Below are 26,269 nucleotides of genomic sequence, written 5' to 3' on the forward strand. Positions count from 1 at the left end.
GAGACAACATGTTTTCTTGGTTACCCAACTCGGTTTTGCAAATGAGCACGATTTTTTTATCAATCGTTATCGAAGCACTACCGTTTGTTTTATTAGGTTGCATCATTTCGGGAGCATTACAAGTTTTTTTAACGCCGGAACGTGTTCGACGTTGGCTTCCTAAAAATAAATTTTTATCCATTTTAGTTGGCTCTGGATTAGGATTCTTTTTTCCTTCGTGTGAGTGTGGTATTGTGCCGATCGTCCATCAGTTTGTAAAAAAAGATGTTCCAGTACCAACTGCTTTTGCTTTTATGTTGACTGCACCCATTATCAATCCAGTGGTGATTTTTTCAACTTATATCGCGTTTGGCAATTCTTGGAAAATGGCAGGCTGGCGAGTGCTAGGGGCTTTTTTGGTTGCCTTAGTAGTAGGTGTTTGGTTAGCTTATTTTCAAAAGGAATCTGTCTTGAAAGAAAAATTGATTCAAAACCACTTAAATGAACGACAAAAACATTCACATCACCACCATGAATTGCCGATTGAAGACAAGAAAATGGAAAAAATAAAATTTGCTAGCATACATCGACTGGGTCAACAAATATGGCATGTCTTGACTCATGCGATTGATGAGTTTTTCGATACAGGTCGCTATTTGATTATTGGTGGGCTGATTGCGGCAGCGATGCAAACGTATTTGCCAACGCGAGTGATGTTAACTTTAGGATCAACTAAAATTTTAGCAATTATCATCATGCTGTTACTCGCATTTACGATGTCGTTATGTTCTGAAGCAGATGCGTTTATTGGTTCTTCCTTATTAAGTTTGTTCGGAACAGCACCTGTTGTGGCGTTTTTAGTTTTTGGACCAATGGTGGATATCAAAAATCTGTTGATGATGAAGCGCTACTTTAAAAGTCAATTTATCTTCGCTTTGATTTGTGTCATTGCAGTGGTTGTTATAGGTTATACATTAATCATCTAGGAGGGAAAGCAATGATCCGTTTTTTAATTTTATCAGGTTATTTTGAACTGATGATGTATTTACAAGTTTCTGGAAAACTCGATCAGTATATCAATGTTCATTATCGGTATTTAGCAATCCTTTCGATGGTTTTATCTGCGGTGTTAGCATTGGTTCAGCTCTATTTATGGGGAAAAAAGGATCCAAATGAAGCAACAGCTGAGCATCACGATCATGACCACGGATTGACAAAACCAAGTCAGCGTTTGATTGCTTATATACTACTAGCTTTACCAATCATAGTAGGAACATTGTTTCCAACAGTTAGCTTGGATACTACGATCGTTGAAGCAAAGGGATTTAATTTTCCTGTTAGTAAAGAATCAGTAGGCGATCCGGAAATGCAGACGCAATATTTGAAACCTGATACGAGTATTTATTTCAATCAGTCTGATTATCAAGAACAGATGAACGAATTAAAAGCAAAATATGGAGAACAACAAACGATTCAGATCACAGATGAAAATTATTTAGAGATCATGGAACTGATCTATAATTATCCAAGTGAATTTATTGGAAAAACAATTAGCTACGATGGTTTTGTTTATCAGACCCCAGATAAAGAAAAGCAAGATATTTTCTTGTTCCGTTTTGGTATCATCCATTGTGTAGCAGATTCAGGTGTTTTTGGATTATTGACGCAGATGCCCGAAGGAGTCGTTGTTAAAAACGATGAGTGGTATCATGTGGAAGGCATGATTCAGTCTGAATATTATCAACCATTTAAGCGAGATATTCCGACTGTACATGTGACGACTGCTAAGAAAGTGACTGCGCCAAAAAATCAATATGTGTATCGTTCTTTTTAGGAAGAGGAAAAGATTGTGGCTCCAAGCGGTTAACTCCGACTAGATAGTGAGTAGACACTCAAAATAGCCCTTCATATTTTGTAGTGAATGTAGGCAATAAGAAAATTTTTCTAAAATAGTTTCCCTATATCTTAAAGCAGTGATGAAGGATGTGAAGATGTTACTTTTTGCATGTCGAAATAGACTATTATAGGACACAGTGTTCTATTCCACACAGCAAGTACGATTTCGCAAAAATCTCCCTATTCGTTACACAAATAGAATCACTAAAAAAAGAAGTCGAGACGATTTTGTCCCGGCTTCTTTTATTTTTTTAATAGAAACTTTTTTTTACGTTTATTGATCATAGAATCACGCTTTAATTTAAAGTTCCGAATATTATGATTAAATACCTCAGATAAAACTAGACCTAAGGCAATTGCACCAGCGATCATAATCGCTTGTACCGCATAAGTAATCGCTTCTTGATACGAACCAGTGACTAGATTTCGGACAGCTTGATAAGCTAATCCCCCAGGAACCAGTGGAACCATTCCAGGGATATTAAAAATGGTGACCGGCATCTTGAACTTTTTGGAAAAAACATCACTAATAAAGGCGACCCCTAATGAACCAAGCAAGGACCCAAATGCAGCGTTACCGCCAAAGGTAATCGTGACCCAGTAGATCATCCAGCCAAGTGCACCAGAAAAACCACACCAAATCAATGCACTGCGAGGTACATTTGTGATAATGGCAAATGCCGCCGTTGCTAAAAAACTAAAAGAAAATTGTATAAGTATCGTCCACATAGGCAGGCTCCCTTTCGATTAAAAAAGTTGAAAAATAAAAGCGATGGCAAAGCCAATCATAGTAGCTGTCATCATTGCTTCTGTTCCACGAGATACACCTGAAAGATAATGACCAGCTAGTAAATCACGAATAGCATTGGTAATTTGAACCCCAGGCACTAACGGCATAACACATCCAATAATAATCAAATCTTGATTGATTCCGATGTTTAGTCGAACACTAAGAATGGCTGCTAGCCCAATAAATAAAGAAGAAAAAAATTCTGAAAGAAATTTTATCCTGAAAAATTTTAAGCTATATAAATAAATAGCATATCCTATACCGCCAATAAGGAATGCAGTGGGAAAATCAGCTAATTCGCCACCAAATAAAACCATAATAGTTGCACTGATTACAGCTGCACTAAAAATTTGTAGCCATACAGGGAAAAAGAAACGTTCTTTGTAAATGCTTTGTAAGGCGTCATAAAGTTCGGGTAATGTTAATTCTTTAGCTACATAGCGTCGTGACAAATCGTTGACTTTGACAACTTTTTCAAGATTGATGGAACGATTGGTGATTTGTTCCATTCGGATAGTTGAAGTTCGATCAATTCCAATAAATAATCCAGTTTGTGTGACATAACTAACTAGACGATAGTTGCCAGAAGCTAAAGCAATCCTGCTCATCGTATCTTCTACCCGGTACATTTCGGCGTTGCTTTCCATCATGATTTTACCTGCAAGTAAACAAGTATCAAGTAATAAATTCAATTCTTTTTCCGACATGCCATCTTCTCCAATGTTCATTTGTTGTTTTCATTTTACTACAAAAAACAGAAATGAAGTAAAAAAGCGGATGAAAAAAAACTTGAGCAATGGAAAAAAGAGGCGTATACTTTTTTTAGTAATGCGGGTGTAGTTTAGTGGTAAAATCCCAGCTTCCCAAGCTGATGTCGCGAGTTCGATTCTCGTCACCCGCTTAATACAGAGAACGTGCTTTTATAGTCGAGAAGACAGTAGAAGTACGTTTTTTTTTGATTGAAAATAAAAAGAGAGTTTCTAAAGAGGGGAACGTATGTTAAAGTTTAGAAGGTTTGTGAGAAAAGGAGTAGATAAATGAGTAAGAAAACCACTAAGACTATTATGGGTGTTGTGATCGCGATTTTAGCAGGTGTTTTTGGAATTTCGACAACGCAAAATGATTCGGATATTTTTCAACAAATTACTGCAATTTTCGATTCAGCGCCACAAGCGACAAGGTTAGCAGATGTTCCTGAATATGATGGAAAGCATCAGGAAATCGAAATCAATCATAATCAACCTGATTTTTCTCCATCAGATCTTAGTTTAAATAAAGGAGTCTGGGAAAAATACTCTGAGATAGATCATTTAAATCGAGTAGGTTCAGCAAATGCAATGTTAGGAAGAGAATTGTTTCCAACAGAAAAAAGAGAACCCCTTTATGTAAATCCAACTGGATGGAAACAAAAAAAGTTAACAGATGGACAATGGTTATACAATCGCAGTCACTTAATTGGCTTCCAGTTAACTGGTCAAAATAATAACATTAAAAATTTGATGACAGGAACGCGTTCACTAAACACGCCTTATATGTTGGCACATGAAAATGATATTGCTGCATACATCAAAGAAACAAATCACCATGTACGTTACCGAGTGACACCTTATTTTGAAGAGAATGAACTAGTAGCGCGTGGTGTTCAATTAGAAGCACAAAGTATCGAAGATTCTAAATTGAAGTTCAATGTTTTTATTTATAACGTTCAGGACGGCTACACAATCAATTACCAAACAGGTCAAGCTGTTAAGAGTAAGAAATAAGCGAAAAGATGGTAAAGTGCGCAACTCTTTAGAGTAATCACCTGTGCTTTTTGATAGAGAAGTACGGAAATAATCAGCTCAAGAAACTTTGCTTTATTGAAGTCTGTTTTGCAATAATGGGTCACCAAAAAAGAGAGTGTGATGACAATTTTTTGTCGTCACACTCTCTTTTTCGAAAAAATTAATTTAAAATAGCCAATCCAAAAGAAAGATAGGTTGCATAAGCAATCCAAATCAAGTACGGAATGAAGCAGATAGCTGCGCCTTTAGATATACTACGAAATTCACGAATACTGAAAATAATTGTAAGTAATAGAAATAGACTAATAAATGAAGCAATCCAAAAGTATGATCCGCCGAAGAAAAGAATACTCCAAATAAAATTAAGTACCAATTGAACACCAAAAAGAACGTAAGCAAGTGTTTTCTTTTTCGCACTTTTGCTGTCAATCACTAGAAATAATGCTAGACCAATCAATGCATAAAGTACAGTCCAAATGATTCCAACTATATTTCCTGGTGGTGCCAAAAACGGCTTATCTAACTGAGCATAGATAGCGGGAATATCACCAGCAAAAAATCCTGATACAGATCCTATTAATTCTACACCAACGATACAAGCAAGCAATTTAAAAAATCTATTGAGCATATCGTCCCTCCTTTACTATTTGAAGTTTTCATGTACTTCATGTACTCTCTACTTATTAGTATAGTAAGAATGATTCGTAAAAGAAAAAAAGATGCTCAAGAAAAATAATCTAATGTTAGAAAAATCATGTGCTATTGATTCGGAAGATTTTCTAAAGCCAAGAGATTGGCAACTTACAAAATTTGTAAGTTTTGTCTTTTTCTAGTAAAATGAGTGTGGATAAGGTAGAATGAATACCTTGTGGGAAAGAGGTGTAGAATCATGGGTTTTACAGATGAAACCGTACGTTTTGATTTTGATGATAATCGCAAAAAAGAAGTCGGTGAAACATTAGCAATCGTTTATCGGGCTTTGGAAGAAAAGGGCTACAATCCTATTAACCAGATTGTCGGCTATTTACTTTCTGGAGACCCGGCCTACATTCCTCGTTATCGTGACGCACGAAACTTAATCAGACGTCATGAGCGCGATGAAATTATGGAAGTAATTGTTAAAGATTATCTTTCAAATCATGGAGTGAATTTATGAGAGTAATGGGCTTAGACGTTGGCTCAAAAACAGTTGGCATCGCAGTAAGCGATCCATTTGGTTGGACTGCCCAAGGTGTAGAAATTATTCGAATTGATGAGGCAGTTGGCGAATTTGGTTTTGATCGACTAAAAGAATTGGTCGCTGAATATGAAGTGGATCGATTTGTTGTAGGATTGCCCAAAAATATGAATAACTCAATTGGACCAAGAGCAGAAGCTTCCATGGCTTATGGAGAAAAAATCAAAGAACTATTTTCTTTACCGGTCGAATTTCAAGACGAACGACTAACAACAGTTCAAGCTGAACGCATGTTAGTAGAACAAGCAAATACGTCACGAGCAAAAAGAAAAAAAGTAATTGATAAATTAGCCGCAGTCATGATTTTACAAAACTATCTTGACGGTTCGGGTAAACAACTATTTTAGAAAACGAAAAGAGGAATTGATATGACAGAACATAATCATTCACATGATCATGACCATGAAGGACATGAGCACATCACATTGGTTGATGACCAAGGAAACGAAACACTTTACGAAATCTTATTGACAGTTGATGGACAAGAAGAATTCGGTCGTAACTACGTACTATTATACCCAGCTGGAGCTTCTGAAGATGAAGACGTTGAGTTACAAGCTTATGCTTACATCGAAAACGAAGATGGTACAGAAGGTGAATTGCAACAAATCGAAACAGACGCTGAGTGGGATATGATTGAAGAAGTATTCAATACATTCATGGCTGAAGAAGAAGAGTAACCCAAAAAGATGTTCCTAATTAGGAACATCTTTTTATTTTGCAAAAAATCAAAAGAATTTTGTTAGCACATGATCAATTGAATATTTAAGTTCCCTTTAAGCTTCTCTTCTTACACTGTCTGTAACGAGGTGAGTGAGAAGATGAAAAAAATATGTAGCTTGTTTTTAGTAATGGGTGTCTTGTTCTTTGCTGCTAAATCTTTGGGAATATTTGAACAAAAAACAACAGCTGAACAAACAGGAAGCACTCAAACAACTGAAACGAAAGCAACCAGTACCACAACAAGTAATCGTGAAACATTCAAGCAAATCAAAATTGGAAAAGAAGATAGCATCGTCTATGCAGATGAAAGATTAACTACTGAACTTACAACAGTTAATGGAGGCGAATTAACAGAATATCTTTCAGAAACAGATGACTGTTATCAAATAAAAACAAACGCTGGGACAACTGGATATTTAGCAAAAACGGCTGGAACAGTACTTGTACAAGAAATACAAAACCAGCCAACCAGTTTGTCTGAAGCAGTGATTGTTCTTGATCCAGGACATGGTGGTGATGATGTCGGCGCATTGAGTAATGACGAACGAGTCGAAGAAAAGACGATTACGTTAAGTACAGCCAAAAAAGTAAAAGCAGCTTTAGAGGCAGAAGGAGCAACCGTTTATTTGACACACGAGACAGATGAGTTCATTCAACTTGGTGAAATCTGTACATTCAGCGAAGAAAAATCGGCGGATGTCTTTATTAGCTTACACGCTGATTCAACAGAAATTGCTAATGAAGCTACAGGAATCACTACTTATTACTATTACGAGAAAAATGAGGAGCTAGCACAAACGATTGCTGATGGTTTTTCTGACTTGTCCTTGAATTCCCGTGGAATCGCCTATGGCAATTATCAAGTCTTACGTGAAAACCTTCAACCAGCGATCTTGGTGGAGATGGGGTATATGAATAATGATTCTGACTTGGCTGAACTAGTAACGGATGATTACCAAGAAAAATTTGCAGAAAGTTTGACAAACTCATTACTTACTTATTTTAGTGAGTAACATTTGTCCGTAAAAAAAAAAGAATATAAATTGATTCGTCATGTGTTTCATTCAGACTGTAGACAAAGACTTTAGATATCTTCGTTCAAAAAAGATATCTGAAACCTTTGTCTTTTTTTTCATAAAAATCAACAGAAGTACACATTCATTATAGGATTTCATTCAGATCTATTGTGAGAAAAATAAGTATCGTATGCCCTGATTTTTCCATCTTTGATATGAGATATATTGACTGATGTTTTTTTATATCTGTTAAAAGACGTTTAATCGTTTCTTCAATTTTTGTATATCCTTAGACAAAAATTGTGCCTTGGAGAAATCTAAAAGTATTGTTATTCTTTTTATATGTTATCTATTTCTAAATTGCTTTACAGAATTTGTCATGCACATAAAAGATGATACTTCATCATTGTTCTACGCAATCATTCTTGTTTATCATACTTATTAGCGACAATAGGTTTGATAGACACAGATTGTTAGCAGCCGATTCATAAAGATATCGGTTTTTAGAGAGTTTTAGAGAGTGTACCCATTTCATGATACAGTTATCTACTGTTACAATGGATTTAAATAAAAATTAGGAGAAAAAAACATGGTTAATCAAAATTTGTTGAAGTTCGAGGACGCTTGGGATATAGTGAAGCACGAACCAACGGTATGGGAATTCATTGAAATCAAAAATGATTCTTTCTACTACAAAATAAATCAGGAAGAACTGTTTTTAAGTAGTTTTAAAAGTAAAAATCTACCGTCATCTCCTTATACATTAACATTTTTGGGCAAAGTACTGACAAAGTTGAGTCCTTTAGCGAATATCATGTCACGACGCCCAGGAACAGAAGAAGTTACTTTTTATGTTTTACTTAATACACCACAGTCGGGTCTTTTTGGAAAAAAAGTAGACAAAAAAATGTTAGAGGTTGCCGCTCCACCTCTTGTTTGGAGGAGACAACAAATCAAAGAAGGAATAAGGGAAAATATCAAAGAGTACATAGAAAAAAATGAATCCTTCTATTTTCTTGATATTGGCTCAGGAGCAGGTTTTGATAGTCTAGAGATTGAACGCCTAATACATAGAATCAATGACTTAACAAATAATTGCTTTAATAAGCCTTATGGAAGTCTAAATATCGATATTGACTCAAAATGGTTGGGAAATAATCAATTAATAGCAGAAAAATTATTTGGTTCGAATCATTTTATAACAAGAGAAAATATATCTATTTTTGATTTTTGGGAAAAATATCCAAAGGCAATGCTTGGACAATATGATCATTTAATTATTTCTTGTAATGGTTTTGCGGAATTTTTATCTGACGTAGAACTTCGAAATCTATATGAAAAAATATTTCTGTTTGCACAAACATTTAATGGAACTGTTGATATTATCTTGCCTTTTGCGAATAAAAATAAAAAACAAGAATCTCTTGGGCATAAGATTGGTTTCAAATTCAAGGCAAAAGAGAAACAGGAAATAATCAAGATGATCAAAGAGATTTTTATAAAGTACAAAGTGAAATCTTGTGAGAAATATAGCCATATTGTCATGACTGTACAAAAAGATAGTGATTAATTGAATACATCAAAAGCATGAAATCCAGATCATAGCCTAAGGGATATGTTCTGGATTTTATGCTTTTCTCCATTGTTTTAGTCCATTTTTTACGATCGATTTTAAGATGGAAGTATCAGTGAGAAACAATGGATTAACTTTCACAAATGCTAAACACCGATTTTCTGAGCATTGTTTAACTAGGAAGATATGTAGCATTAAGCTCGAATAGCTTATACTTAAAGTAAGCACCAGAAAATTACTTGAAGACGAGCTGAAGACATTCAGCGAAAGTTCAGTAGCTACAATGATTGTAAAAAGAAATAGCTTTTGTGAAGGAGTGTTCGAATGAATTTATTACTTAAAGAGGTCGACGAATCTAATTGGCGAGATGTAATTGCGCTATCTGTTTCAGAAAATCAACTAAATTTTATAGAAACGAATGCAGCTTCTTTACTGGAAGCCGCCTATGATGTATCACTAGGGTGGCGACCGTTAGTCATGTATGATGGTCAGAAACTTGTCGGTTTTTCGATGATTGGTGCTCAAAAGGAGCAATCTATGTGGTTAGATCGATTGATGATTGAAGCGAGCTCACAGGGAAAAGGATATGGTAGTTTATTTTTGCCTTTACTTATTGACTTGATGAAAGAACAATATGCTGTTGAGCGTATTTATCTAAGTGTGCATGACGAAAACGAAAAGATCATCCCTTATTATCAACGCTTCGGATTTGTTGATAGTCAAAGGTATGATCCAGAAAATGGTGAACGAATCATGTATTTAGATATGTAGGTTAAGACGTTCAAATTTTATTTATTTTTTTGTTAGCTTTTTGATAACGAGTATCAAGGTTAAAATCACTAACACAACTATCAAGAAGGCAAACAACATTTCGAATAGCAGGCCTACTTCGACGATCAAATCACCCATGGGCAGTCTCCTCCTTTCTCTAACAAATAAAAATGAGCTCGACGTGCATTTATCTCTGTTTATACTTAAAATAGCGATACTATGTAAAATCAGAATTTCTTGTTCAGTGATTAGAAGACTACAAGAAAAATGATTTATTTTCCTCTTATCTATTGTTTATGTTTAGAAATTCAATCGATTCCGCATTTTTTAGTAGAAAGTTCCCATTTTGTCCCCACAAAAGATTGCTTAGTAAAAAGTAATCTTTGTGAGGATTTTTGTTTGTTCAGTATTTTCAAAAGTTTAATAGGATGATCAAATTAGCTTTTGTGCTTTTTGCGTATTAGCAAAATGGAGTTTTGCATAATTGGCTAATAAAGGTAGACCCCCTTTTTTTAAAACACGCGCTGCTACGAGATCTGATTTTGAACCGGCACCAGACGGTAAAGTTATTCCAAGTTCAGCAGAAGCTTTATCTAGTTCTTCTAGAAAGCTTGCGCGACTAATGATAGAAGCTGCAGCAACTGCTAGATGATATTGTTCACCTTTCGTTACAAAATATAGTTTTTCTTGAATTTTATTTTTTTCTAGCCGTGCGTATTTTTGGAAATTTGCTTCGGGCGTAAATTGATCAATCAAAATCGCTTCAGGCTTGGTGGGTGAAAGTTTTTGTAAAAGCAAATAAATTGCTTGGTTATGCAATGCAACTTTCATCCTAACAGCATTATATTCAGGTTGTATTTCATTATATTTTTTTGGTGTAAGTACCAATAGTTGATAAGGAATCGTTTCCTTCAAAATTTTGGCTAACTGAATGATTTGAGCATCTTTCAATTCTTTTGAATCTCTGACGCCTAAGTTTCTCAAAATTTCTAAGTGTTTTCGATCAACGTAAGCGGCACAGACAGTGACGGGTCCGAAATAGCTTCCGTTTCCCACCTCATCACTGCCTAGGACGGAAAGCTGACTAATATTATTGGGTAGTGAAGAGGAAGATTTGACCTTCGTTTTTTTTACAGGTGATGACGCATTAGAGGATTCCCAACGACGGGCTTCTTGCTCGGCGTTTGCGCCTTGAAACATGACTTTTCCAGAAGTATAGGCAGTGATTGTTGTACCATTTTTTTTAGCAGAGAAAGTTGTATAAGGGATTTTTTTTTGTAGCAAGTTTGCTTGATAAGCATTTTTCATTTCATCCATTTTTGATTCAGAAACTTTGATTATTACATTACTCATTTTAGTCCTCCACTATTTGCTGTGACCATGAGGTTTTGATACATTGACAGGATCAAGGTGTCCCTGATGAGACATAGCATTTTTTAAAATTTTATCATATAATAGTAAAGTATGTTTAAGAAAAATGTGCGAAGTACACACGTATAAAAACTTCGTGGTACACTAAATAGGAATTTTATTATGGGAAGGAAATGGTTCGTATGGCGCATGAAAAAACACGCTATAAAGCAGTGATTGCCAATCAGACGTATACGATTATTGGTCGTGAAACGAAGCATCATATGGATATCGTTACAAAATTAGTGAATGACCAATTGATGGAATTAAAACAATTATCGCCACAGATGGATAACGAGCAAGCCGCAATTTTAATGGCGGTCAATGCGCTTTCGGATCAATTGAAGAAGCAAGAGAGACTCTTGGAATTAAATGAAGAAGTTGCGCAATTGAAGAAAAAAATGATTAAGTTTACTGAGTTAGAAAATCGTGTGAAACGGATGGAAGCTATCGAAAATGAAGCACGTGAAGTTTTGAAAGAAAATGGTCAACCTGATCGTGAAATCAAAAATCCTGTTGAAGCACAACAAATTTTGAACGAGAAGCGTAAAGGCCAAATCAAGCAGAAGTCTTCTACTTAAGCAGAAGTTTTTGAGTAGAGCTAGAGGAGAAAGGAACATGGCATGCTAAGTTTATTGATTATTCTTTTTTTACTGATTGCCTTTTTTTCTGGTGCGAAAAGAGGATTTGCTTTACAAGTCGTCTATACTGTTGGCTACTTGTTATCTTTTCTTGTCGCACAACATTTTTATAAGCAGTTAGCGAATCATTTGGAATTATACATTCCTTATCCGGCTGTAACGCCAACATCGAAGTTGGTCTTTTTCGATCAAACGATTTCTTTTAGTTTAGATCAAGCATTTTATGCGGGTATCGCATTTCTTCTTATTTTGATGGCAGGTTGGTTGATTACACGTTTTGTTGGCATTTTTGCTCACAGTCTAACTTACCTACCAGTGTTGAAGCAAGTCGATTGGTTAGCCGGTGGTCTTTTGTCAGTTGTTGTAACTTTTGTCATGATTTTCTTGCTTTTAAGCTTGCTTTCATTTGTCCCTGCAGATTTTATCCAAAACCAATTTAGAAATAGTGGACTTGCTCGCTATATTGTTGAAAATACACCAATATTAACAAATAAAATCTATGATTTATGGGTTACGAGAGTGATTGGATAAGGTTGTGACGCAAAGCGTTCAGCTTCAAACAATAAGGTGTACTTTCTAAAAATAGCAGTTAGCTGTATATTTTTGTATTATTTTGAGAAAAAGTTTATGACATAAAAGTTAGTCTCAAAGTGAAAAAACTACTGGCTTTTGAATGTAGCTAGTTGCATACGAGTTAAAATATGTGAACAGTCTGGGGGACTAGTTGATCCCAGACTCCTTTTTATAGTTAAAGTGAAGTAGGTGAAAAAATGAATAAGCGAATTTTAGAAACATTAGAATTTGAAAAAGTAAAACAGATGATCCAGCAATTTGTTGTGACAGCCCAAGGAAAAGAAGAGCTTGCGCGATTAGTTCCAGAAAATCAATTGACAAAGATTAGTAATGCTCTTCAAGAAACAGAAGATGGGCTAAAAGTGCAACGATTACGTGGGGGGATTCCAATTCCAAAATTAGAAAATATTCGACCACATATGAAACGAATTGAAATTGGTGCGGATCTGAATGGATTGGAGCTGGCACAAGTTTCTCGTGTGTTATCTACAACGAGTGAACTAACCCGTTTCATCGATGATTTAAAGGACAGTGAGATTGCGTTTAATCGTTTGTACATGTGGACAGAGCAATTAGTAACAATCCCTGTTTTAAGCCGTCGATTAAAAGAAGCAATTGATGAAGATGGTCGAGTAACAGATGATGCTTCGCCAGAATTAAAAATGATTCGTCAAAATATTCGTCGCAGTGAACAAACAGTCCGCGAACAATTAGATAGCATCGTACGTGGGAAAAATGCCAAATATCTAAGTGATGCAATTATTACTATGCGTAATGATCGTTATGTTATTCCTGTTAAGCAAGAGTACCGTGGTGTTTTTGGGGGTGTGGTACATGACCAAAGTGCCTCAGGACAAACCTTATTTGTTGAACCGAAGCAAATCGTTGATCTAAATAACCGGTTACGTCAATATCAGATTGCGGAACGAAATGAAGTGCAACGAATCTTAAGTGAATTGTCTGCAGAATTAGTCCCATATCGTCAAGAAATCATTCATAATGCGTATGTTATCGGGCAATTGGACTTGATGAATGCAAAAGCACGATTTGGGAAAGAAATCAAAGCAATTGTGCCAACAATCAGTGAAGAAAACTTTGTTGTTTTGAAACAAGCACGTCATCCTTTGATTGATCAGGAAAAAGTAGTGCCAAATGATATTTCCATTGGTGAAGGATATCAGGCAATTGTTATCACTGGACCAAATACCGGTGGGAAAACCATCACGTTGAAAACGCTTGGATTACTTCAATTAATGGGACAAGCAGGTCTTCCAATTCCAGCTGAGGAAGAAAGTCAAATCGGTGTTTTTGAAGAGATATTTGCGGATATTGGAGACGAACAATCCATCGAACAAAGTCTTTCTACTTTTTCTTCTCATATGACAAACACTGTAGAAATTTTGTCAAAAGTGAATGAAAAAAGTTTGGTGCTTTTCGATGAATTAGGTGCTGGGACAGATCCGCAAGAAGGGGCAGCCCTTGCGATTTCAATCTTGGATGACTTGGGTAAAAAGTCTGCCTATGTTATGGCAACGACTCACTATCCTGAATTAAAAATTTATGGTTATAATCGAGCAAATACCATAAATGCGAGTATGGAGTTCAATGTTGATACTTTGAGTCCGACCTATCGGTTATTAATTGGCGTTCCCGGTCGAAGCAATGCATTTGAGATTTCCAGCCGTTTGGGGTTATCATCAGAAGTAATTGAGGAAGCAAAACAATTAATGGATGACGAAAGCCAAGATTTAAACGAAATGATTTCTGACCTAGAAACGCGTCGAAAAATGGCTGAAACGGAATATTTAGAAATGCGCCATTATGTTGAAGAAGCAGAAGCACTTCAAGCAAACTTGAAAGAAGCATATAGTTATTTCTTTGAAGAACGCGAAAAAGAATTGGAAAAAGCGAAGAAAAAAGCAAATGAAGTGGTTTCTGAAGCGGAAGAAAAAGCAGAGAAAATCATTGCTGACATTCGCAAAATGCAACAACAAATTGGACAAACCAATGTGAAAGAACACCAGTTGATTGATGCTAAATCACAATTAGCTGACTTACATCAAGAAGAAACTCTTAGAAAAAATAAAGTATTACGCAAAGCAAAACAACAGAAGACCTTAAAAGTAGGAGACGAAGTTTTAGTTACTACTTATGGTCAAAGAGGAACTTTGTTGAAGAAAAATGGAAATCAATGGCAAGTTCAAATTGGTATTTTGAAAATGAACGTGTCAGAAGAAGAACTAACACCTGTTGCGCCTGAAAAAGAACCAAAACAACGAGTAGTTCACGCTGTCCGTTCTGAATCAAGTAGTCATGTGCCAAATCAGTTAGATTTACGGGGAAAACGTTATGAAGAAGCGTTAAACGAAGTGGATCAATATTTGGATTCAGCGATTTTAGCTGGTTACCCACAAGTGACGATCGTTCATGGAAAAGGAACTGGTGCGTTGCGTCAGGGAATCACAGAGTATTTAAAAAATCATCGTAGTGTGAAAAGCTTTGAGTTTGCACCCGCAAATCAAGGTGGAAATGGCGCAACAATTGTTAAGTTTAAGTAAGACTTACTAATGGTAAGCAAATTATTCGATGGATTGAGTTTCAGGTGTTATACTAGCCAGAGATTAATAAAAAACGGAGGTCTTTTTTATGTCACGTGAAATCACAGATCAAACATTTAACCAAGAAACAGACAAAGGATTAGTTTTAATCGACTTTTGGGCAACTTGGTGTGGCCCTTGTCGAATGCAAGCACCAATTTTGGAACAATTACAAGAAGAATATGATGAAGATGAATTCCGCATTGTAAAAATGGATGTTGACGAAAATCCTGAAACACCACAACAATTCGGAATCATGAGCATTCCAACACTACTTTTGAAAAAAGATGGTCAAGTAGTAGAAAAAGCAGTGGGTGTTCATTCAAAAGAACAATTGCGTCAAATGGTTGATCAATACTTGTAAGAAGTAAACATCAAAATAAACAATTGTGAGAGGTCGGCAAATAGTCGACCTCTTCTTTTTGATGTTAATTGACAAAAGGGGAACTTTTGTTCTTGACAACCATGTTATAATAAATAAAAGAATGACGAAGAGGGGAGTACCTGATGAACGAAAGAATTAAGAACAAATTAGCTTTACTTCCTGACCAACCGGGCTGTTACTTAATGAAGGATAAGAATGGAACGATTATTTATGTTGGTAAAGCAAAAATTTTAAAAAATCGAGTTCGTTCATATTTTACTGGTAGTCATAATACAAAAACAGAACGATTAGTCAGTGAAATTGAAGACTTTGAATATATCGTTACAGAATCAAATATTGAAGCATTGCTTTTAGAAATTAATTTGATCAAAAAAAATGATCCTAAATATAATATTATGCTAAAGGATGACAAAACGTATCCCTTTATCAAAATTACGAATGAGAAGTATCCACGTTTGGTTATTACACGAAAAGTTCTCAAAGATAAAGCAACATATTTTGGTCCCTATCCTGATGTTGGTGCGGCTAATGAAACTAAAAAAATTTTAGATCGATTGTTTCCTTTACGTAAATGCAAACCAAGTCAGACAAAAGAACCTTGCTTGTATTATCATCTGGGGCAATGTTTATGTCCGTATTTTTTTCATGTTGATCCGGCTGTTTACACAGAAATCGTGGACGAAGTCAAACGATTTCTAGGTGGCGACTATGCAGCGATTGAAGCAGAAATCCAGCAAAAAATGGAAATAGCAGCTGAAAATATGGAATTTGAAAAAGCTGCAGAGTATCGAGACCAAATTCGAGCAATCGATACTGTGATGACACGCCAAAAAATGACAAATACCGACTTGAAGAACCGTGATGTTTTTGGTTATGCAGTTGATAAAGGCTGGATGTGTGTGCAAGTGTTTTTTGTTCGTCAAGGAAAGTTGATTGAACGTGATGTATCCATGTTTCCATTTTATAATGAACCAGAAGAAGATTTCTTAACCTATATTGGACAATTCTATCAAGAAAACGAACACTTCATTCCACAAGAAGTGCTTATACCAGATACTATTGATAAACCAAGTGTGGAGGCGTTGCTTTCAACTAAAGTTTTACAACCGCAAAGAGGAGAAAAGAAAAAGTTGGTTGAATTAGCAAATAAAAATGCTCGCGTGGCATTAAATGAACGTTTCGATCTTATTGTTCGAAAACAAGAACGAACAATTGGTGCTGTAGAAAAATTAGGTAATGCCATGAATATTCCAACACCGATTCGCATCGAAGCTTTTGATAACTCAAATATAATGGGAACATCACCTGTTTCGGCTATGGTTGTGTTTATTGATGGAAAACCTGCTAAAAAAGAATACAGAAAGTATAAAATCAAAACAGTTCAGGGACCAGATGATTATGCATCGATGAAAGAAGTGATTTATCGCCGTTATTCTCGTGTGCTGAAAGAAGGCTTACCGCTTCCTGACTTAATTTTGATTGATGGCGGTAAGGGCCAAGTGGATGTTGCCAGAGATGTATTAGCGAATCAGTTAGGTGTTGATATCCCGATTGCTGGATTGGCAAAAAATGATAAACACAAAACAAGTGAGCTTTTGTTTGGTCCTGAACTTTCTGTGATTCCATTAGAGCGAAATTCTCAAGAATTCTTTTTACTTCAACGAATCCAAGATGAAGTACATCGATTTGCGATTACGTTTCATCGACAATTACGCAGCAAAAATAGTTTTGCTTCTCGTTTGGATGGAATTGACGGACTTGGTCCTAAGCGAAAGAAAGCCTTACTCAAAGAATTCAAATCTTTAAAAAATATCACTGCAGCATCAATTGAAGACTTGCAATCAATTGGTCTACCAAAGAACGTTGCTCAAAATGTACACGACAAACTAAGTCAAAACTAAGATGAGGATACTTTACAAACCTTGTAAAGTGTCCTATTATTTTTTATATAAAGAAAAAAATGAATTGAAACAAGTTTTTTTTGACCAATATATTTAAGTCAAGAAAGCTTGTCTCTTTTTGTATCTGCTTTAACTTTTTTTATGAATGGAATGAAAAGCAACACTTAGGGAAGAAAAGGAGTGAAATGATGTTAGAGGTTACAGACTTAGTTAAGACATTTGGCGACTATACCGCAGTCGACCACGTATCTTTTCGGATACCAGATGGAAAAATCATGGGGTTGATTGGACAAAATGGTGCCGGGAAAACGACCACGTTTCGTTTGATTTTAGATTTTTTGACTCAAGATCAAGGAGAAATTTTGTGGAATGGTAAACCCTTAGGGGAAAAAGAATATGATATTATTGGTTATTTACCTGAAGAACGTGGGCTATATCCAAAAGTTACGATTCAAGATCAATTGATTTATTTTGCAGAATTACGTGGGAAAACACGAAAAGAAATCGAACCTAAGATTGATTTTTGGATGGAAAAATTTCAAGTCAAAGGAAAGAAAACCGATAAAGTGAAGTCTTTATCTAAAGGAAATCAACAGAAGGTACAATTGATTGCTACATTGATTCATGAACCAAAATTGATTATTTTAGATGAACCGTTTAGTGGGTTAGATCCAGTGAACGCAGAATTGTTAAAAGATGGCATACTTGAACTAAAAGCAAAAGGGTCATGTGTTATCTTCTCTAGTCATAATATGGATAATGTGGAAAAAATCTGTGATCATTTGATTATGTTACGAAACGGGAAAATGGTTCTAAATGGTAAGGTCCATGAAATTCGCGAATCTTTTGGTCGAACAAAATTATTTTTAGAATCAGATTTAACACAAGCTGAAGTTGCTGAAGTTGAAGGTGTCGAAAAAGTCGTTATACGTGAAGATGATTCACTTGAAATTACTTTGTCAGATCCAGCGGCGGGGAAGGAAATCTTTACTCGTGCGACGCAATTTGGCTATATTCCAATGTTTAATCAACAGCCACCAACGCTTGAAGAGATTTTTAAACTGAAGGCAGGTGAGTTCGATGCGTAAATTTTGGATTATTACAAAAGATGTTTATTTGAAAAATGTCAAATCGATTTCTTTTCTAGTGATGATTTTGGTACCATTTATTATGATGGGGATCATGTATGTAGCTGGAAACTTTGCACAGAATAATAGTGAAGTAAACAAAATCGGTATCTTATCAGAAAATCCTCAACTGAGTGAACAGTTGAGCCAGCTAAAATCAGATGAATTTAGTTTTGAAAAAGTAGATTCTGAAAAGGATGCACAGAAACAACTTGAAGATGAAAAAATTGACGCGTATCTAGTGGTTGCAATTGATAACAATGAGGTCAAAGGAACATTATACAGTGAAAATTCATTGGGACAAAGCACCCAATTGTTGATTCAACAACAATTGACAGGTATTCAATCAACTGTTCGTGCTAGTCAACTTGGCCTTTCTGGAGAAGAAGTGGCAAGTTTAAGTGAAATGGCTGGTTTGACTAGACAAAAAGTGAGCTTCGACGATCAAGGGAAGATGACTACTGGCGAGGATAACTCACTAGTGCAATATGTCGTAAGTTACGTGGTTACTATTACGCTATTTATTATTATTTTGACGTATGCACAAATCATTGCACAAGAAATTGCGTCGGAAAAAGGGACAAGAATCATGGAAGTTATTTTGTCTAGTACCACGGCACAAAAACATTTTTATGGGAAATTAACAGGTGTTTTGTTGGTAGCTTTGACACAGATGGGCTTGTATGGCGTTATCTTTGGGGTAGGGTATCAACAATTTAAAAATATGGATATGGTCAAAGAAATCTTGTCAGGTATTTCTTTAACGAATATCTTTGGTCCATTCTTGTGGTTCTCATTAGCGTTCATGATTTTAGGGATTCTGATTTTCTCTGTGTTGGCAGCATTATGTGGTTCATTAGTTAACAAAGCAGAGGATACGGCAAAAGCTATTCTACCTGTGACTTATCTTTCATTAGGTGGTTATCTTTTGGGCTTGATTCTTGGAGCATCAGATCCTAATAATATTGTGATTCGGATTACTTCTTATATCCCGTTCCTTTCTTCTTACGTTATGCCGATTCGTTTGGCAAATGATACAGTGGGTTTAGGTGGTGCATGGATCTCGTTGATTGTTTTAATCTTAATAACTATTTTCTTAACAATCGTTTCAGCGAATATGTATAAATCAAATGTTCTTGTATATAGTGAAGGTGGTATTTGGAGTTCATTGAAACAATCTATTTCAATTATGAGAAATGAACGAAAAAAAGGGTAATTTATACTCATGAAAGAAAAGGCAGTTCATATTTCTTTAACCGAATGTAAATCAAGACTCAGACAAGTTTGTCTGAGTCTTTTTTTGAATAGACCAATTTTTTTATTTTTATTTATTTTAACTGTTTTAAACTTGTTTAAAAAGATCGTTGGTAATAGAATATGAACTATACCGATTAAGGAGGGCCATTGATGGATCCGTATCTAGAATTATTGTCAGAAAAATTTCCAACGACTGAAGCTATTTTAACTGAAATTATTAATTTGGAAGCAATTTTACAGTTGCCTAAAGGAACGGAATTATTTTTAAGCGATATTCATGGTGAATTTCCGGCTTTCGATCATATTCTGCGAATTGGTTCAGGAAACTTAAAGGAAAAAGTTCGCGAATTATTTGGTAATCAATTATCAGAAGAGGAAAGAAATCAGTTAACTTTGTTTGTTGCTTACCCAGAATACGTGCAACAAACAACTTGGTATACACAACAAGAAAAAGAACGACTAGTTGTACAGTTGATTGATCTCTTAGGATTTACCTCAGTCAAGTATACTCGATCTAAAGTTAGAAAAAGTTTACCTAAAGAATACAGTTACATTATCGAAGAACTTTTATATTTGGATAATCGACTACAGGGAAAAAAGGCTTACGCGCAAAAAGTGATTGAACAACTTGTGCGTTTAGGCGAAGTCGATCGTTTTTTAGAAAAACTTACGTTAACGATTCAAACGCTAGTAATCGATCATTTACACATTGTGGGGGATATTTTTGATCGTGGAACCCAAGCAGCAAGGGTAATGGATCGACTAATGGCACAATCGTCCATTGATATTCAGTGGGGAAATCATGATATTTTATGGTTAGGTGCATTTTATGGATCAAAAGCTTGTTTGTTGACTTTACTTCGTATTGCAACACGCTATAATTATTTGTTTGAGCTAGAAAAAGAATACGCCATTAATTTACGACCATTATTTTCATTTGCCCATCAAACCTATAAGAAAAATCCTGTATTTACCCCTAAAAATAGCGAAAATGTGACTGACTCTGAACGAACGGAACTGGAACAAGTCCATCAGGCATTAGCAATCATGCAATTCAAAGTTGAAGAGCAATTGCTCATGCGACGCCCAGAATTTGAAATGGATGAGCGTCAACTGTTACACAAAATTGATTATGAAAAAGAAATAATCGATTTAGAAGGAGCAAGTTATTCGATTAAAGGGGGATGCTTTCAAACAATTTCTTCCCAAGCACCTGAACAATTGACCAAAGAAGAGGAGCAGATAATCGATAGTCTGATGTATTCCTTTCAGCACTCATTACGAATGAAAAAACATATGGAGTTCTTATTGAAAAAAGGAGCGATGTATCTCACGTACAATGACCATTTATTGTTTCATGGGTGTATTCCAGTGGACGAAAAGGGCAATTTTTTAGCTTTAGAGCAAGAAAAAGTTAGTGGAGGAGTTGAATTGTTAGCATTTTTTGAAGAAAAAATTCGAGAAAGTGCAAAAACACCGGGCATTGGAGAAGACTTAGCAACAGATTATATTTGGTATGCTTGGAGTGGAAGAGTTTCACCTTTGTTTGGAAAAAGCAAAATGGCAACTTTTGAGCGCTATTTTTTAGAAGAAAAACAGACACATGTGGAAAAGAGTAATGCCTACTATCGTTTAAGAAATGAGTTATGGTTTAGTCAAAAGGTCTTGTCCTCATTTGGCATAAAATCAGCTGGCTCAGTTATTATCAATGGGCATACTCCTGTGAAAGTTTGCAAAGGTGAGTCACCAGTTAAAGCGGAGGGAACGGTTTTTGTGATTGACGGAGGTTTGTCTAAAGCATATCAGAAAACAACAGGAATTGCAGGTTATTCACTGCTTTTGAATTCTTATGGTTTCCAGTTAGTTACGCATTATCCATTTGTATCAGTCGAACAGCAATTGGCACAAGCAAATGAAGGAACCTATGTGAAAAAGGTGATCGATCAAAAGGTACCACGTCGTTTAAACCGAAATACGACAAAGGGAAAAGTCCTCCAACAAGAGATCAATCATTTGCATCAATTATTAGCTATTTATTCAATTCGATAACTGACGTAAAAAAAGCCAGAAGCAATTTGTCCATTGCTTCTGGCTTTTTTGATAGAGGATTCAATTTTTTATAATTCATTAACGAAGTAATCAAAGAGACTTTGATCTAGTGGATTGACTTGGTGAGTCAATTCAGGATGCCATTGAACACCCAAAATTTTTTCTTCAGGATTTTTGCTTTCGACTGCCTCGATGATTCCATCATTAGCAATAGCAATTGCTCTCAATGAGGGGGCTAAGTCTTTGATTATTTGATGATGGTAAGAATTGACAAAATAAGATTCTGGTAACAAAGACCCCAGCAGACTATTAGCAGAAACCTTTACTTCATGAGTAGCAAAAGTTGGAACCGTTGGTTGTTGTTCATGTTTGACTGCCCAATTGGGATAGAGGGAAAGGTCTTGATACAAGGTTCCACCTAGTACGACATTCACTAATTGTGTGCCGCGGCAAACAGAAAAAATCGGTTTTTTTTGTTTGATTGCTTCTTTGATCAAGGATTGTTCAAAAAGATCACGACTGATATTTGTTTCTTGTAACTTTGGATGTGGCTCTTCTCGGTACAATCGAGGGCTGATATCTTGTCCCCCGGCTAATAATAATTTATCGATACGGCTGATAAAGGCAGCGGCATAGCTTGGTTCAAGTATAGGAAAGACAAGCGGTAACCCACCTGCTTGTTTGACTGCTTGAACAAAGCCATGTGGGGTGTAGGTAACTTCATTTCCTTGAAAAGTATCTGTTGCTTTATTTAAATGATTACCGGCAATTCCAATAATAGGTTGCATAGTTGTTCCTCCAGACTGTAACTAAATTGATTGTAACAACTTTTGAAAAAAAGTGGAAATACTTTGAATTTTTTTTGTCATCCTGAAACCCTGATACTATTAGGGTTAGTTAGACTTTTTTCGTAAGAAGTCAGTATAAAACGCTCGAAAATGGTTGAACATTTACCCCGTTTTGCTATAATAAAAGACAAATTAAAATAAAAAAGGTTGGGCGTAAGCTTTCAAGGATCAAGTTCTTCAAGGGGTGAGAAGAACAGTTGTTGAAAGTAGCTTGATTACTAGACAGATATCGTTAGAGGTAGCTGACTTTCAATGAACTTGAAAGGCAGCTACTTTTTTTATCGAAAGGATGTGAACGATTTGTTAGAGATTTTAGAAAAGATTCGTAAAGCAGAAGAAAAAAATGAAGAACAGATGCAAGTTTTACGTACTGAGATGCAGGAGTTAACAAAGCAAAAAGAAGACGAGCTTCACACAATTGAAGAAAGAAAGCGCCAAGAACAAACTCAGCTTCTTTCGGAAAAAAAACAAATCAAAGAAGCAACACTTAAAAGCAAACAAAAGCAGCTAGATGAAGAAGTTCAGCAGGTTCAACAAACACTAGCTGAACAGTATGACAAACATCAAGAACAAGCAATTGATCTAATTATTGAAAGGGTGAAAGAATATGTCCGTCACTAAGATGGAAAAAGTCACGCTCATTTCAGATCAAAAGAACCAAGAAACGATTTTACAAGCCATTCAAGGAATCCAACAAGTCGAATTTCGCGATTTATTTCAAGAAACGACAAATAATCATTGGGTCGAAACTTACTTTCCGCAGGTCAAGATTTTTTCTGAGGATACGAGTAAACATGAATTAGAGCAACGACTGCAATCAATACGTGAAGCGGTTCAATTTATTGGACATCATGGTCATTCTCAACAAAAGTTGGTCCATTTAAAGCGGACGGAACTTTCTTTACATGAGTTAGAAGCTGCTTATTCAGAAACTGATTTTTTGAGAAAGTTACAAGAAGTCTTGGACTTGAAAAAACAGTGGGAGAAGCTAAGTGAACAACAAAAAAAACTAATGGAGGAAGAGGAATGGCTTTTAAAGTGGCAATATTTGGATGTCATTCCTGCAACTTTCGATAGTCAAAAAACAGTTCTTGTTTTAGGAAGCATGGGAACGAATAGTTTGGCGCTTTTCCAAAATGCTGTGGCACAATTACCTGTTTATATGAAAGAAATTTATTCTACAACAAAATCTGTTTACTTGGCGTATATTACTTTGCAGGAAGCAGCGGAACAAGTAGCAGAAATCGCCAGTCGACAAGGCTTAACGGTAATGAACTATCCTTATGATGACGTGCCAAGTAAGGTTTTAACTAAAATCAAAGAACAATTGTCAGAAATACAAGTAGCTCAAAAAGAACTGGCCAACAAGATTGGTTCATTCCAAGAATTGATTCGTGAGTTTGAATGGGTGGAAGAAGTGACATTGGCACTGATTGAACGTGAAAGAGTTAAACAACAATTTGTTCGTTCAAAACAGTTACTTGTTCTACAGGGGTGGATTGGAATAGATGCAAAGACAGATTTGATGACTGCTTTAGCCGAAAAACTCCCAGCTTCGGCTGTTCATGTTCAGTTTGAACTACCGACTGTCGAAGAAATCCAGACAGAAGTGCCAACAAAATTAACCAATCATCCACTGATTGAGCCATTTGAATTACTGACAGAGATGTATAGTTTGCCAAAATATGAAGAAGTTGATCCAACTCCTTGGTTCATGCCATTCTATCTTGTCTTTTTTGGCATGATGGTTGCAGACGTTGGATATGGGCTATTGTTATTGATTGGTTCGGTTCTGTTGCAAAAATGGGTTGTTTTGCCACGTGGATTGGCAAGATTTGTTAAATTTTTTGAGATTCTATCTATCCCAACGATTATCTGGGGGTTGGTTTACAGCTCATTTTTCGGGGAGGCATTACCAAAAAGTATCTTTGGTATACCACTGCCATTTCCTATTTTATCAACAACAGAAGATGTGAATACGATTTTGATTTTGTCAGTTATTTTTGGCTTGATTCAAATTTTAGTTGGTTTATTTGTTTCAGCAAAAGAAAATTTGAAAAGAAAAGCGTATTTAAATGCGATTAGCGAAGGCTTTGCTTGGCAAGGTATCCTGATTGGGATCGTTTTTGCTGCAGTCGGGGTAATTGTTTTAAAACAGAAACAATTTTTATACCTTGGTGGCGGTATCGCGATGTTGTCGGCACTTTGCATTGTGATTATTCCAATCATTCAGTCTACTTCAAGGGTAAAAGGTGCTGCTAAAGGCGTATATAACTTATATGGATTAACGAGTTATATTGGTGATCTAGTTAGTTATACTCGTTTGATGGCACTTGGGATTTCTGGTGGCAGTATCGCCGCCGCGTTTAATATGTTGGTAGCATTCATGCCGCCAGTAGCACGATTTAGTGTTGGGTTGCTTTTGATTGTTCTCTTACATGCATTAAATCTATTTTTAACATTGTTGAGTGCGTATGTTCATGGTGCTCGATTACAATATGTCGAATTTTTTGGCAAGTTTTATACAGGTGGCGGGCGAGCATTTCAACCACTTAAAACCGCAGAAAAATATGTCAATATCAATCATCGAAAACGAAAAAAATGAATAATGGAGGAATTTTAACAAATGATGGATTACTTAATTACAAATAATGGTGGAATTGTTTTTGCAGTATTGGCGATGGGCGTGGCTACGATTTTTTCAGGAATTGGCTCGGCTAAGGGTGTTGGAATGACTGGTGAAGCAGCAGCTGCATTGACAACCAGCCAACCAGAAAAATTTGGGCAGGCACTGATTTTACAATTGCTACCAGGAACACAAGGACTTTACGGCTTCGTAATTGCTTTCTTGATTTTTATCAATCTAAGTGGTGACTTATCAGTGGTTCAAGGAATGAATTATCTAGGTGCGTCTTTACCAATTGCATTTACAGGCCTATTTTCTGGTATCGCACAAGGAAAAGTGGCAGCAGCAGGTATTCAAATTTTAGCGAAAAAACCAGAACATGCAACGAAAGGAATTATTTTTGCTGCGATGGTTGAGACCTATGCGATTTTAGGCTTCGTGATTTCTTTCTTATTAGTTTTAAACGCGTAAATATGAAGGAGGAGAATCAATGGATGCCATTGAACAAATCATTAAACAAATGAATGAGGACGCAGCAAATGAACGTGCTGCTTTTGAAGCGGCAGAGCGCAAAAAAATCGAGCAAGACTTCAAACAAAAATCGGAACAACTAATGGCTACTTTTCAGCAACAAGAGCGTAAGCAACTCGAGTCGTTGGAGCGACATTATCGACAATTAGAAAATCGTCAACAAGTTGAAGCTCGACAAGAAATGCTGAATAAAAAACAAGTTTTTTTAGATAAGCTATTTGATGAAGCAATTGAGAAAATGGAAGCGTGGAAACAACAAGATACTCTAGCATTTGTTCAAGCAGCCTTGGATCCATTGGCATTAAAAGGAGAAGTTACTTTTCGGGTAGGAGAAAAATCAGCAGATATTTTTACAGAAGAGAGAATAAACAATCTATCGCAAAAATTACCTTTTACCTTAGTCAAAGATCCGAAGGTGATTCCCAATGAGGCTGGCTTTGTATTAGACAGTGACGGAGTTCAATATAACTTTTTATTTAGTCGTTTAGTGACAGAGTTAAGAGGTACGATGGGATACGAATTAGCACAGCAATTGTTTACTTAAGGAGGGGAACG

The 26,269-nt window shown here is 35.9% G+C and carries 26 protein-coding genes, 1 tRNA gene and 1 other annotated feature; of the genes, 22 read left to right on the forward strand and 5 right to left on the reverse strand.

Annotation, left to right across the window (positions count from 1 at the left end; translation table 11 throughout):
• Positions 1–8: 8 nt before the first annotated feature.
• The gene (locus tag AC4BC3_RS02780) at positions 9–965 is read left to right on the forward strand and encodes a permease (RefSeq protein ID WP_206907064.1); all 957 of its coding nucleotides are present in this window, start codon (positions 9–11) and stop codon (positions 963–965) included.
• A gap of 11 nt (positions 966–976) precedes the next feature.
• Positions 977–1,813 (forward strand): TIGR03943 family putative permease subunit, encoded by an 837-nt coding sequence (locus tag AC4BC3_RS02785; RefSeq protein WP_490466926.1) that lies wholly within the window; start codon positions 977–979, stop codon positions 1,811–1,813.
• Positions 1,814–2,118: 305 nt separating this feature from the next.
• Here AC4BC3_RS02785 and AC4BC3_RS02790 read toward each other — a convergent pair whose 3' ends face one another.
• Entirely contained in the window at positions 2,119–2,604 is a 486-nt protein-coding gene (locus AC4BC3_RS02790; RefSeq protein ID WP_206907068.1) for a threonine/serine exporter family protein, read from the reverse strand.
• Positions 2,605–2,622: 18 nt separating this feature from the next.
• Positions 2,623–3,372 carry a threonine/serine exporter family protein gene (locus AC4BC3_RS02795; RefSeq protein WP_206907070.1) on the reverse strand — a complete coding sequence of 250 codons (750 nt, stop codon included), beginning with the start codon at positions 3,370–3,372 and terminating at the stop codon, positions 2,623–2,625.
• A 123-nt stretch (positions 3,373–3,495) separates the two neighbouring features.
• On the opposite strand from AC4BC3_RS02795, the gene AC4BC3_RS02800 reads away from it, so the two are divergent.
• A tRNA-Gly gene (locus AC4BC3_RS02800) sits at positions 3,496–3,566 on the forward strand.
• 136 nt (positions 3,567–3,702) lie between these two features.
• Positions 3,703–4,428 (forward strand): DNA/RNA non-specific endonuclease, encoded by a 726-nt coding sequence (locus AC4BC3_RS02805; RefSeq protein ID WP_206907071.1) that lies wholly within the window; start codon positions 3,703–3,705, stop codon positions 4,426–4,428.
• 181 nt (positions 4,429–4,609) lie between these two features.
• On the opposite strand, the gene AC4BC3_RS02810 is transcribed toward AC4BC3_RS02805, so the two are convergent.
• Positions 4,610–5,077 (reverse strand): TspO/MBR family protein, encoded by a 468-nt coding sequence (locus AC4BC3_RS02810; RefSeq protein ID WP_490466927.1) that lies wholly within the window; start codon positions 5,075–5,077, stop codon positions 4,610–4,612.
• Positions 5,078–5,338: 261 nt separating this feature from the next.
• On the opposite strand from AC4BC3_RS02810, the gene AC4BC3_RS02815 reads away from it, so the two are divergent.
• The 6 genes from AC4BC3_RS02815 (at position 5,339) to AC4BC3_RS02840 (ending at position 9,769) form a co-directional block, all read left to right on the forward strand.
• Complete coding sequence (locus AC4BC3_RS02815) at positions 5,339–5,605, forward strand: IreB family regulatory phosphoprotein (RefSeq protein ID WP_067481587.1); 267 nt, start codon at positions 5,339–5,341, stop codon at positions 5,603–5,605.
• A complete protein-coding gene (ruvX, locus tag AC4BC3_RS02820; protein WP_206907073.1) occupies positions 5,602–6,033 on the forward strand; it encodes a Holliday junction resolvase RuvX in 432 nt (143 codons plus the stop codon). The genes AC4BC3_RS02815 and ruvX overlap by 4 nt, the downstream gene beginning before the upstream one ends.
• A 21-nt stretch (positions 6,034–6,054) precedes the next feature.
• Positions 6,055–6,366: a DUF1292 domain-containing protein gene (locus tag AC4BC3_RS02825; RefSeq protein ID WP_067481590.1), complete on the forward strand. Its 312-nt coding sequence runs from the start codon at positions 6,055–6,057 to the stop codon at positions 6,364–6,366.
• Positions 6,367–6,507: 141 nt separating this feature from the next.
• Complete coding sequence (locus AC4BC3_RS02830; protein ID WP_206907074.1) at positions 6,508–7,422, forward strand: N-acetylmuramoyl-L-alanine amidase family protein; 915 nt, start codon at positions 6,508–6,510, stop codon at positions 7,420–7,422.
• Positions 7,423–8,014: 592 nt separating this feature from the next.
• Positions 8,015–8,995 carry a hypothetical protein gene (locus tag AC4BC3_RS02835; RefSeq protein ID WP_206907075.1) on the forward strand — a complete coding sequence of 327 codons (981 nt, stop codon included), beginning with the start codon at positions 8,015–8,017 and terminating at the stop codon, positions 8,993–8,995.
• Between the two features lie 327 nt (positions 8,996–9,322).
• Positions 9,323–9,769: a GNAT family N-acetyltransferase gene (locus AC4BC3_RS02840; RefSeq protein ID WP_490466928.1), complete on the forward strand. Its 447-nt coding sequence runs from the start codon at positions 9,323–9,325 to the stop codon at positions 9,767–9,769.
• A gap of 432 nt (positions 9,770–10,201) precedes the next feature.
• Here the strand turns inward: AC4BC3_RS02840 and rnhC are convergent, their stop codons facing one another.
• The gene (gene rnhC, locus AC4BC3_RS02845) at positions 10,202–11,122 is read right to left on the reverse strand and encodes a ribonuclease HIII (protein ID WP_206907078.1); all 921 of its coding nucleotides are present in this window, start codon (positions 11,120–11,122) and stop codon (positions 10,202–10,204) included.
• A 200-nt stretch (positions 11,123–11,322) separates the two neighbouring features.
• Between rnhC and zapA the strand changes: the two genes are divergently transcribed.
• The 8 genes from zapA (at position 11,323) to AC4BC3_RS02885 (ending at position 21,709) form a co-directional block, all read left to right on the forward strand.
• The gene (gene zapA / locus AC4BC3_RS02850) at positions 11,323–11,760 is read left to right on the forward strand and encodes a cell division protein ZapA (RefSeq protein WP_206898384.1); all 438 of its coding nucleotides are present in this window, start codon (positions 11,323–11,325) and stop codon (positions 11,758–11,760) included.
• Between the two features lie 42 nt (positions 11,761–11,802).
• Complete coding sequence (locus AC4BC3_RS02855; protein ID WP_490466929.1) at positions 11,803–12,351, forward strand: CvpA family protein; 549 nt, start codon at positions 11,803–11,805, stop codon at positions 12,349–12,351.
• A 239-nt stretch (positions 12,352–12,590) separates the two neighbouring features.
• Positions 12,591–14,951 (forward strand): endonuclease MutS2, encoded by a 2,361-nt coding sequence (locus tag AC4BC3_RS02860; RefSeq protein WP_206907082.1) that lies wholly within the window; start codon positions 12,591–12,593, stop codon positions 14,949–14,951.
• A gap of 88 nt (positions 14,952–15,039) precedes the next feature.
• A complete protein-coding gene (gene trxA / locus AC4BC3_RS02865; RefSeq protein WP_206907085.1) occupies positions 15,040–15,354 on the forward strand; it encodes a thioredoxin in 315 nt (104 codons plus the stop codon).
• 143 nt (positions 15,355–15,497) lie between these two features.
• Entirely contained in the window at positions 15,498–17,276 is a 1,779-nt protein-coding gene (gene uvrC / locus AC4BC3_RS02870) for an excinuclease ABC subunit UvrC (RefSeq protein WP_206907087.1), read from the forward strand.
• 188 nt (positions 17,277–17,464) lie between these two features.
• Entirely contained in the window at positions 17,465–18,364 is a 900-nt protein-coding gene (locus AC4BC3_RS02875; RefSeq protein ID WP_206907088.1) for an ABC transporter ATP-binding protein, read from the forward strand.
• The gene (locus AC4BC3_RS02880; protein WP_206907091.1) at positions 18,357–19,619 is read left to right on the forward strand and encodes an ABC transporter permease; all 1,263 of its coding nucleotides are present in this window, start codon (positions 18,357–18,359) and stop codon (positions 19,617–19,619) included. The genes AC4BC3_RS02875 and AC4BC3_RS02880 overlap by 8 nt, the downstream gene beginning before the upstream one ends.
• A 191-nt stretch (positions 19,620–19,810) precedes the next feature.
• A complete protein-coding gene (locus tag AC4BC3_RS02885; protein WP_490466930.1) occupies positions 19,811–21,709 on the forward strand; it encodes a fructose-1,6-bisphosphatase in 1,899 nt (632 codons plus the stop codon).
• A 68-nt stretch (positions 21,710–21,777) separates the two neighbouring features.
• On the opposite strand, the gene AC4BC3_RS02890 is transcribed toward AC4BC3_RS02885, so the two are convergent.
• Positions 21,778–22,497, reverse strand: a complete 720-nt coding sequence (locus tag AC4BC3_RS02890; protein ID WP_490466931.1) for a gamma-glutamyl-gamma-aminobutyrate hydrolase family protein — start codon at positions 22,495–22,497, stop codon at positions 21,778–21,780.
• 205 nt (positions 22,498–22,702) lie between these two features.
• Positions 22,703–22,751: a sequence feature (sodium ion sensor (DUF1646 type); this cis-regulatory element may regulate processes involved in with the transportation of sodium ions), on the forward strand.
• Between the two features lie 106 nt (positions 22,752–22,857).
• Between AC4BC3_RS02890 and AC4BC3_RS02895 the strand changes: the two genes are divergently transcribed.
• From AC4BC3_RS02895 to AC4BC3_RS02910, 4 genes are read left to right on the forward strand one after another with little or no spacing between them, the layout of a single operon-like run.
• Entirely contained in the window at positions 22,858–23,178 is a 321-nt protein-coding gene (locus tag AC4BC3_RS02895; RefSeq protein WP_490466932.1) for a hypothetical protein, read from the forward strand.
• Entirely contained in the window at positions 23,165–25,162 is a 1,998-nt protein-coding gene (locus AC4BC3_RS02900; protein ID WP_206907100.1) for a V-type ATP synthase subunit I, read from the forward strand. The genes AC4BC3_RS02895 and AC4BC3_RS02900 overlap by 14 nt, the downstream gene beginning before the upstream one ends.
• Positions 25,163–25,183: 21 nt before the next feature.
• The gene (locus AC4BC3_RS02905) at positions 25,184–25,654 is read left to right on the forward strand and encodes a V-type ATP synthase subunit K (protein ID WP_206907102.1); all 471 of its coding nucleotides are present in this window, start codon (positions 25,184–25,186) and stop codon (positions 25,652–25,654) included.
• Positions 25,655–25,673: 19 nt separating this feature from the next.
• The gene (locus AC4BC3_RS02910; protein WP_206907104.1) at positions 25,674–26,258 is read left to right on the forward strand and encodes an ATPase V; all 585 of its coding nucleotides are present in this window, start codon (positions 25,674–25,676) and stop codon (positions 26,256–26,258) included.
• Positions 26,259–26,269 lie beyond the last annotated feature (11 nt).

It is taken from the genome of Enterococcus sp. AAFC-DPL-6103, from assembly GCF_058216595.1.

What these genes read in the sequence shown, in the direction of transcription:
- AC4BC3_RS02780 (WP_206907064.1), top strand. Translation starts at nt 9, where the DNA reads ATGTTTTCTTGGTTACCCAACTCGGTTTTGCAAATGAGCACGATTTTT.
- AC4BC3_RS02785 (WP_490466926.1), top strand. Translation starts at nt 977, where the DNA reads ATGATCCGTTTTTTAATTTTATCAGGTTATTTTGAACTGATGATGTAT.
- AC4BC3_RS02790 (WP_206907068.1), bottom strand. Translation starts at nt 2,604, where the DNA reads ATGTGGACGATACTTATACAATTTTCTTTTAGTTTTTTAGCAACGGCG.
- AC4BC3_RS02795 (WP_206907070.1), bottom strand. Translation starts at nt 3,372, where the DNA reads ATGTCGGAAAAAGAATTGAATTTATTACTTGATACTTGTTTACTTGCA.
- AC4BC3_RS02805 (WP_206907071.1), top strand. Translation starts at nt 3,703, where the DNA reads ATGAGTAAGAAAACCACTAAGACTATTATGGGTGTTGTGATCGCGATT.
- AC4BC3_RS02810 (WP_490466927.1), bottom strand. Translation starts at nt 5,077, where the DNA reads ATGCTCAATAGATTTTTTAAATTGCTTGCTTGTATCGTTGGTGTAGAA.
- AC4BC3_RS02815 (WP_067481587.1), top strand. Translation starts at nt 5,339, where the DNA reads ATGGGTTTTACAGATGAAACCGTACGTTTTGATTTTGATGATAATCGC.
- ruvX (WP_206907073.1), top strand. Translation starts at nt 5,602, where the DNA reads ATGAGAGTAATGGGCTTAGACGTTGGCTCAAAAACAGTTGGCATCGCA.
- AC4BC3_RS02825 (WP_067481590.1), top strand. Translation starts at nt 6,055, where the DNA reads ATGACAGAACATAATCATTCACATGATCATGACCATGAAGGACATGAG.
- AC4BC3_RS02830 (WP_206907074.1), top strand. Translation starts at nt 6,508, where the DNA reads ATGAAAAAAATATGTAGCTTGTTTTTAGTAATGGGTGTCTTGTTCTTT.
- AC4BC3_RS02835 (WP_206907075.1), top strand. Translation starts at nt 8,015, where the DNA reads ATGGTTAATCAAAATTTGTTGAAGTTCGAGGACGCTTGGGATATAGTG.
- AC4BC3_RS02840 (WP_490466928.1), top strand. Translation starts at nt 9,323, where the DNA reads ATGAATTTATTACTTAAAGAGGTCGACGAATCTAATTGGCGAGATGTA.
- rnhC (WP_206907078.1), bottom strand. Translation starts at nt 11,122, where the DNA reads ATGAGTAATGTAATAATCAAAGTTTCTGAATCAAAAATGGATGAAATG.
- zapA (WP_206898384.1), top strand. Translation starts at nt 11,323, where the DNA reads ATGGCGCATGAAAAAACACGCTATAAAGCAGTGATTGCCAATCAGACG.
- AC4BC3_RS02855 (WP_490466929.1), top strand. Translation starts at nt 11,803, where the DNA reads ATGCTAAGTTTATTGATTATTCTTTTTTTACTGATTGCCTTTTTTTCT.
- AC4BC3_RS02860 (WP_206907082.1), top strand. Translation starts at nt 12,591, where the DNA reads ATGAATAAGCGAATTTTAGAAACATTAGAATTTGAAAAAGTAAAACAG.
- trxA (WP_206907085.1), top strand. Translation starts at nt 15,040, where the DNA reads ATGTCACGTGAAATCACAGATCAAACATTTAACCAAGAAACAGACAAA.
- uvrC (WP_206907087.1), top strand. Translation starts at nt 15,498, where the DNA reads ATGAACGAAAGAATTAAGAACAAATTAGCTTTACTTCCTGACCAACCG.
- AC4BC3_RS02875 (WP_206907088.1), top strand. Translation starts at nt 17,465, where the DNA reads ATGTTAGAGGTTACAGACTTAGTTAAGACATTTGGCGACTATACCGCA.
- AC4BC3_RS02880 (WP_206907091.1), top strand. Translation starts at nt 18,357, where the DNA reads ATGCGTAAATTTTGGATTATTACAAAAGATGTTTATTTGAAAAATGTC.
- AC4BC3_RS02885 (WP_490466930.1), top strand. Translation starts at nt 19,811, where the DNA reads ATGGATCCGTATCTAGAATTATTGTCAGAAAAATTTCCAACGACTGAA.
- AC4BC3_RS02890 (WP_490466931.1), bottom strand. Translation starts at nt 22,497, where the DNA reads ATGCAACCTATTATTGGAATTGCCGGTAATCATTTAAATAAAGCAACA.
- AC4BC3_RS02900 (WP_206907100.1), top strand. Translation starts at nt 23,165, where the DNA reads ATGTCCGTCACTAAGATGGAAAAAGTCACGCTCATTTCAGATCAAAAG.
- AC4BC3_RS02905 (WP_206907102.1), top strand. Translation starts at nt 25,184, where the DNA reads ATGATGGATTACTTAATTACAAATAATGGTGGAATTGTTTTTGCAGTA.
- AC4BC3_RS02910 (WP_206907104.1), top strand. Translation starts at nt 25,674, where the DNA reads ATGGATGCCATTGAACAAATCATTAAACAAATGAATGAGGACGCAGCA.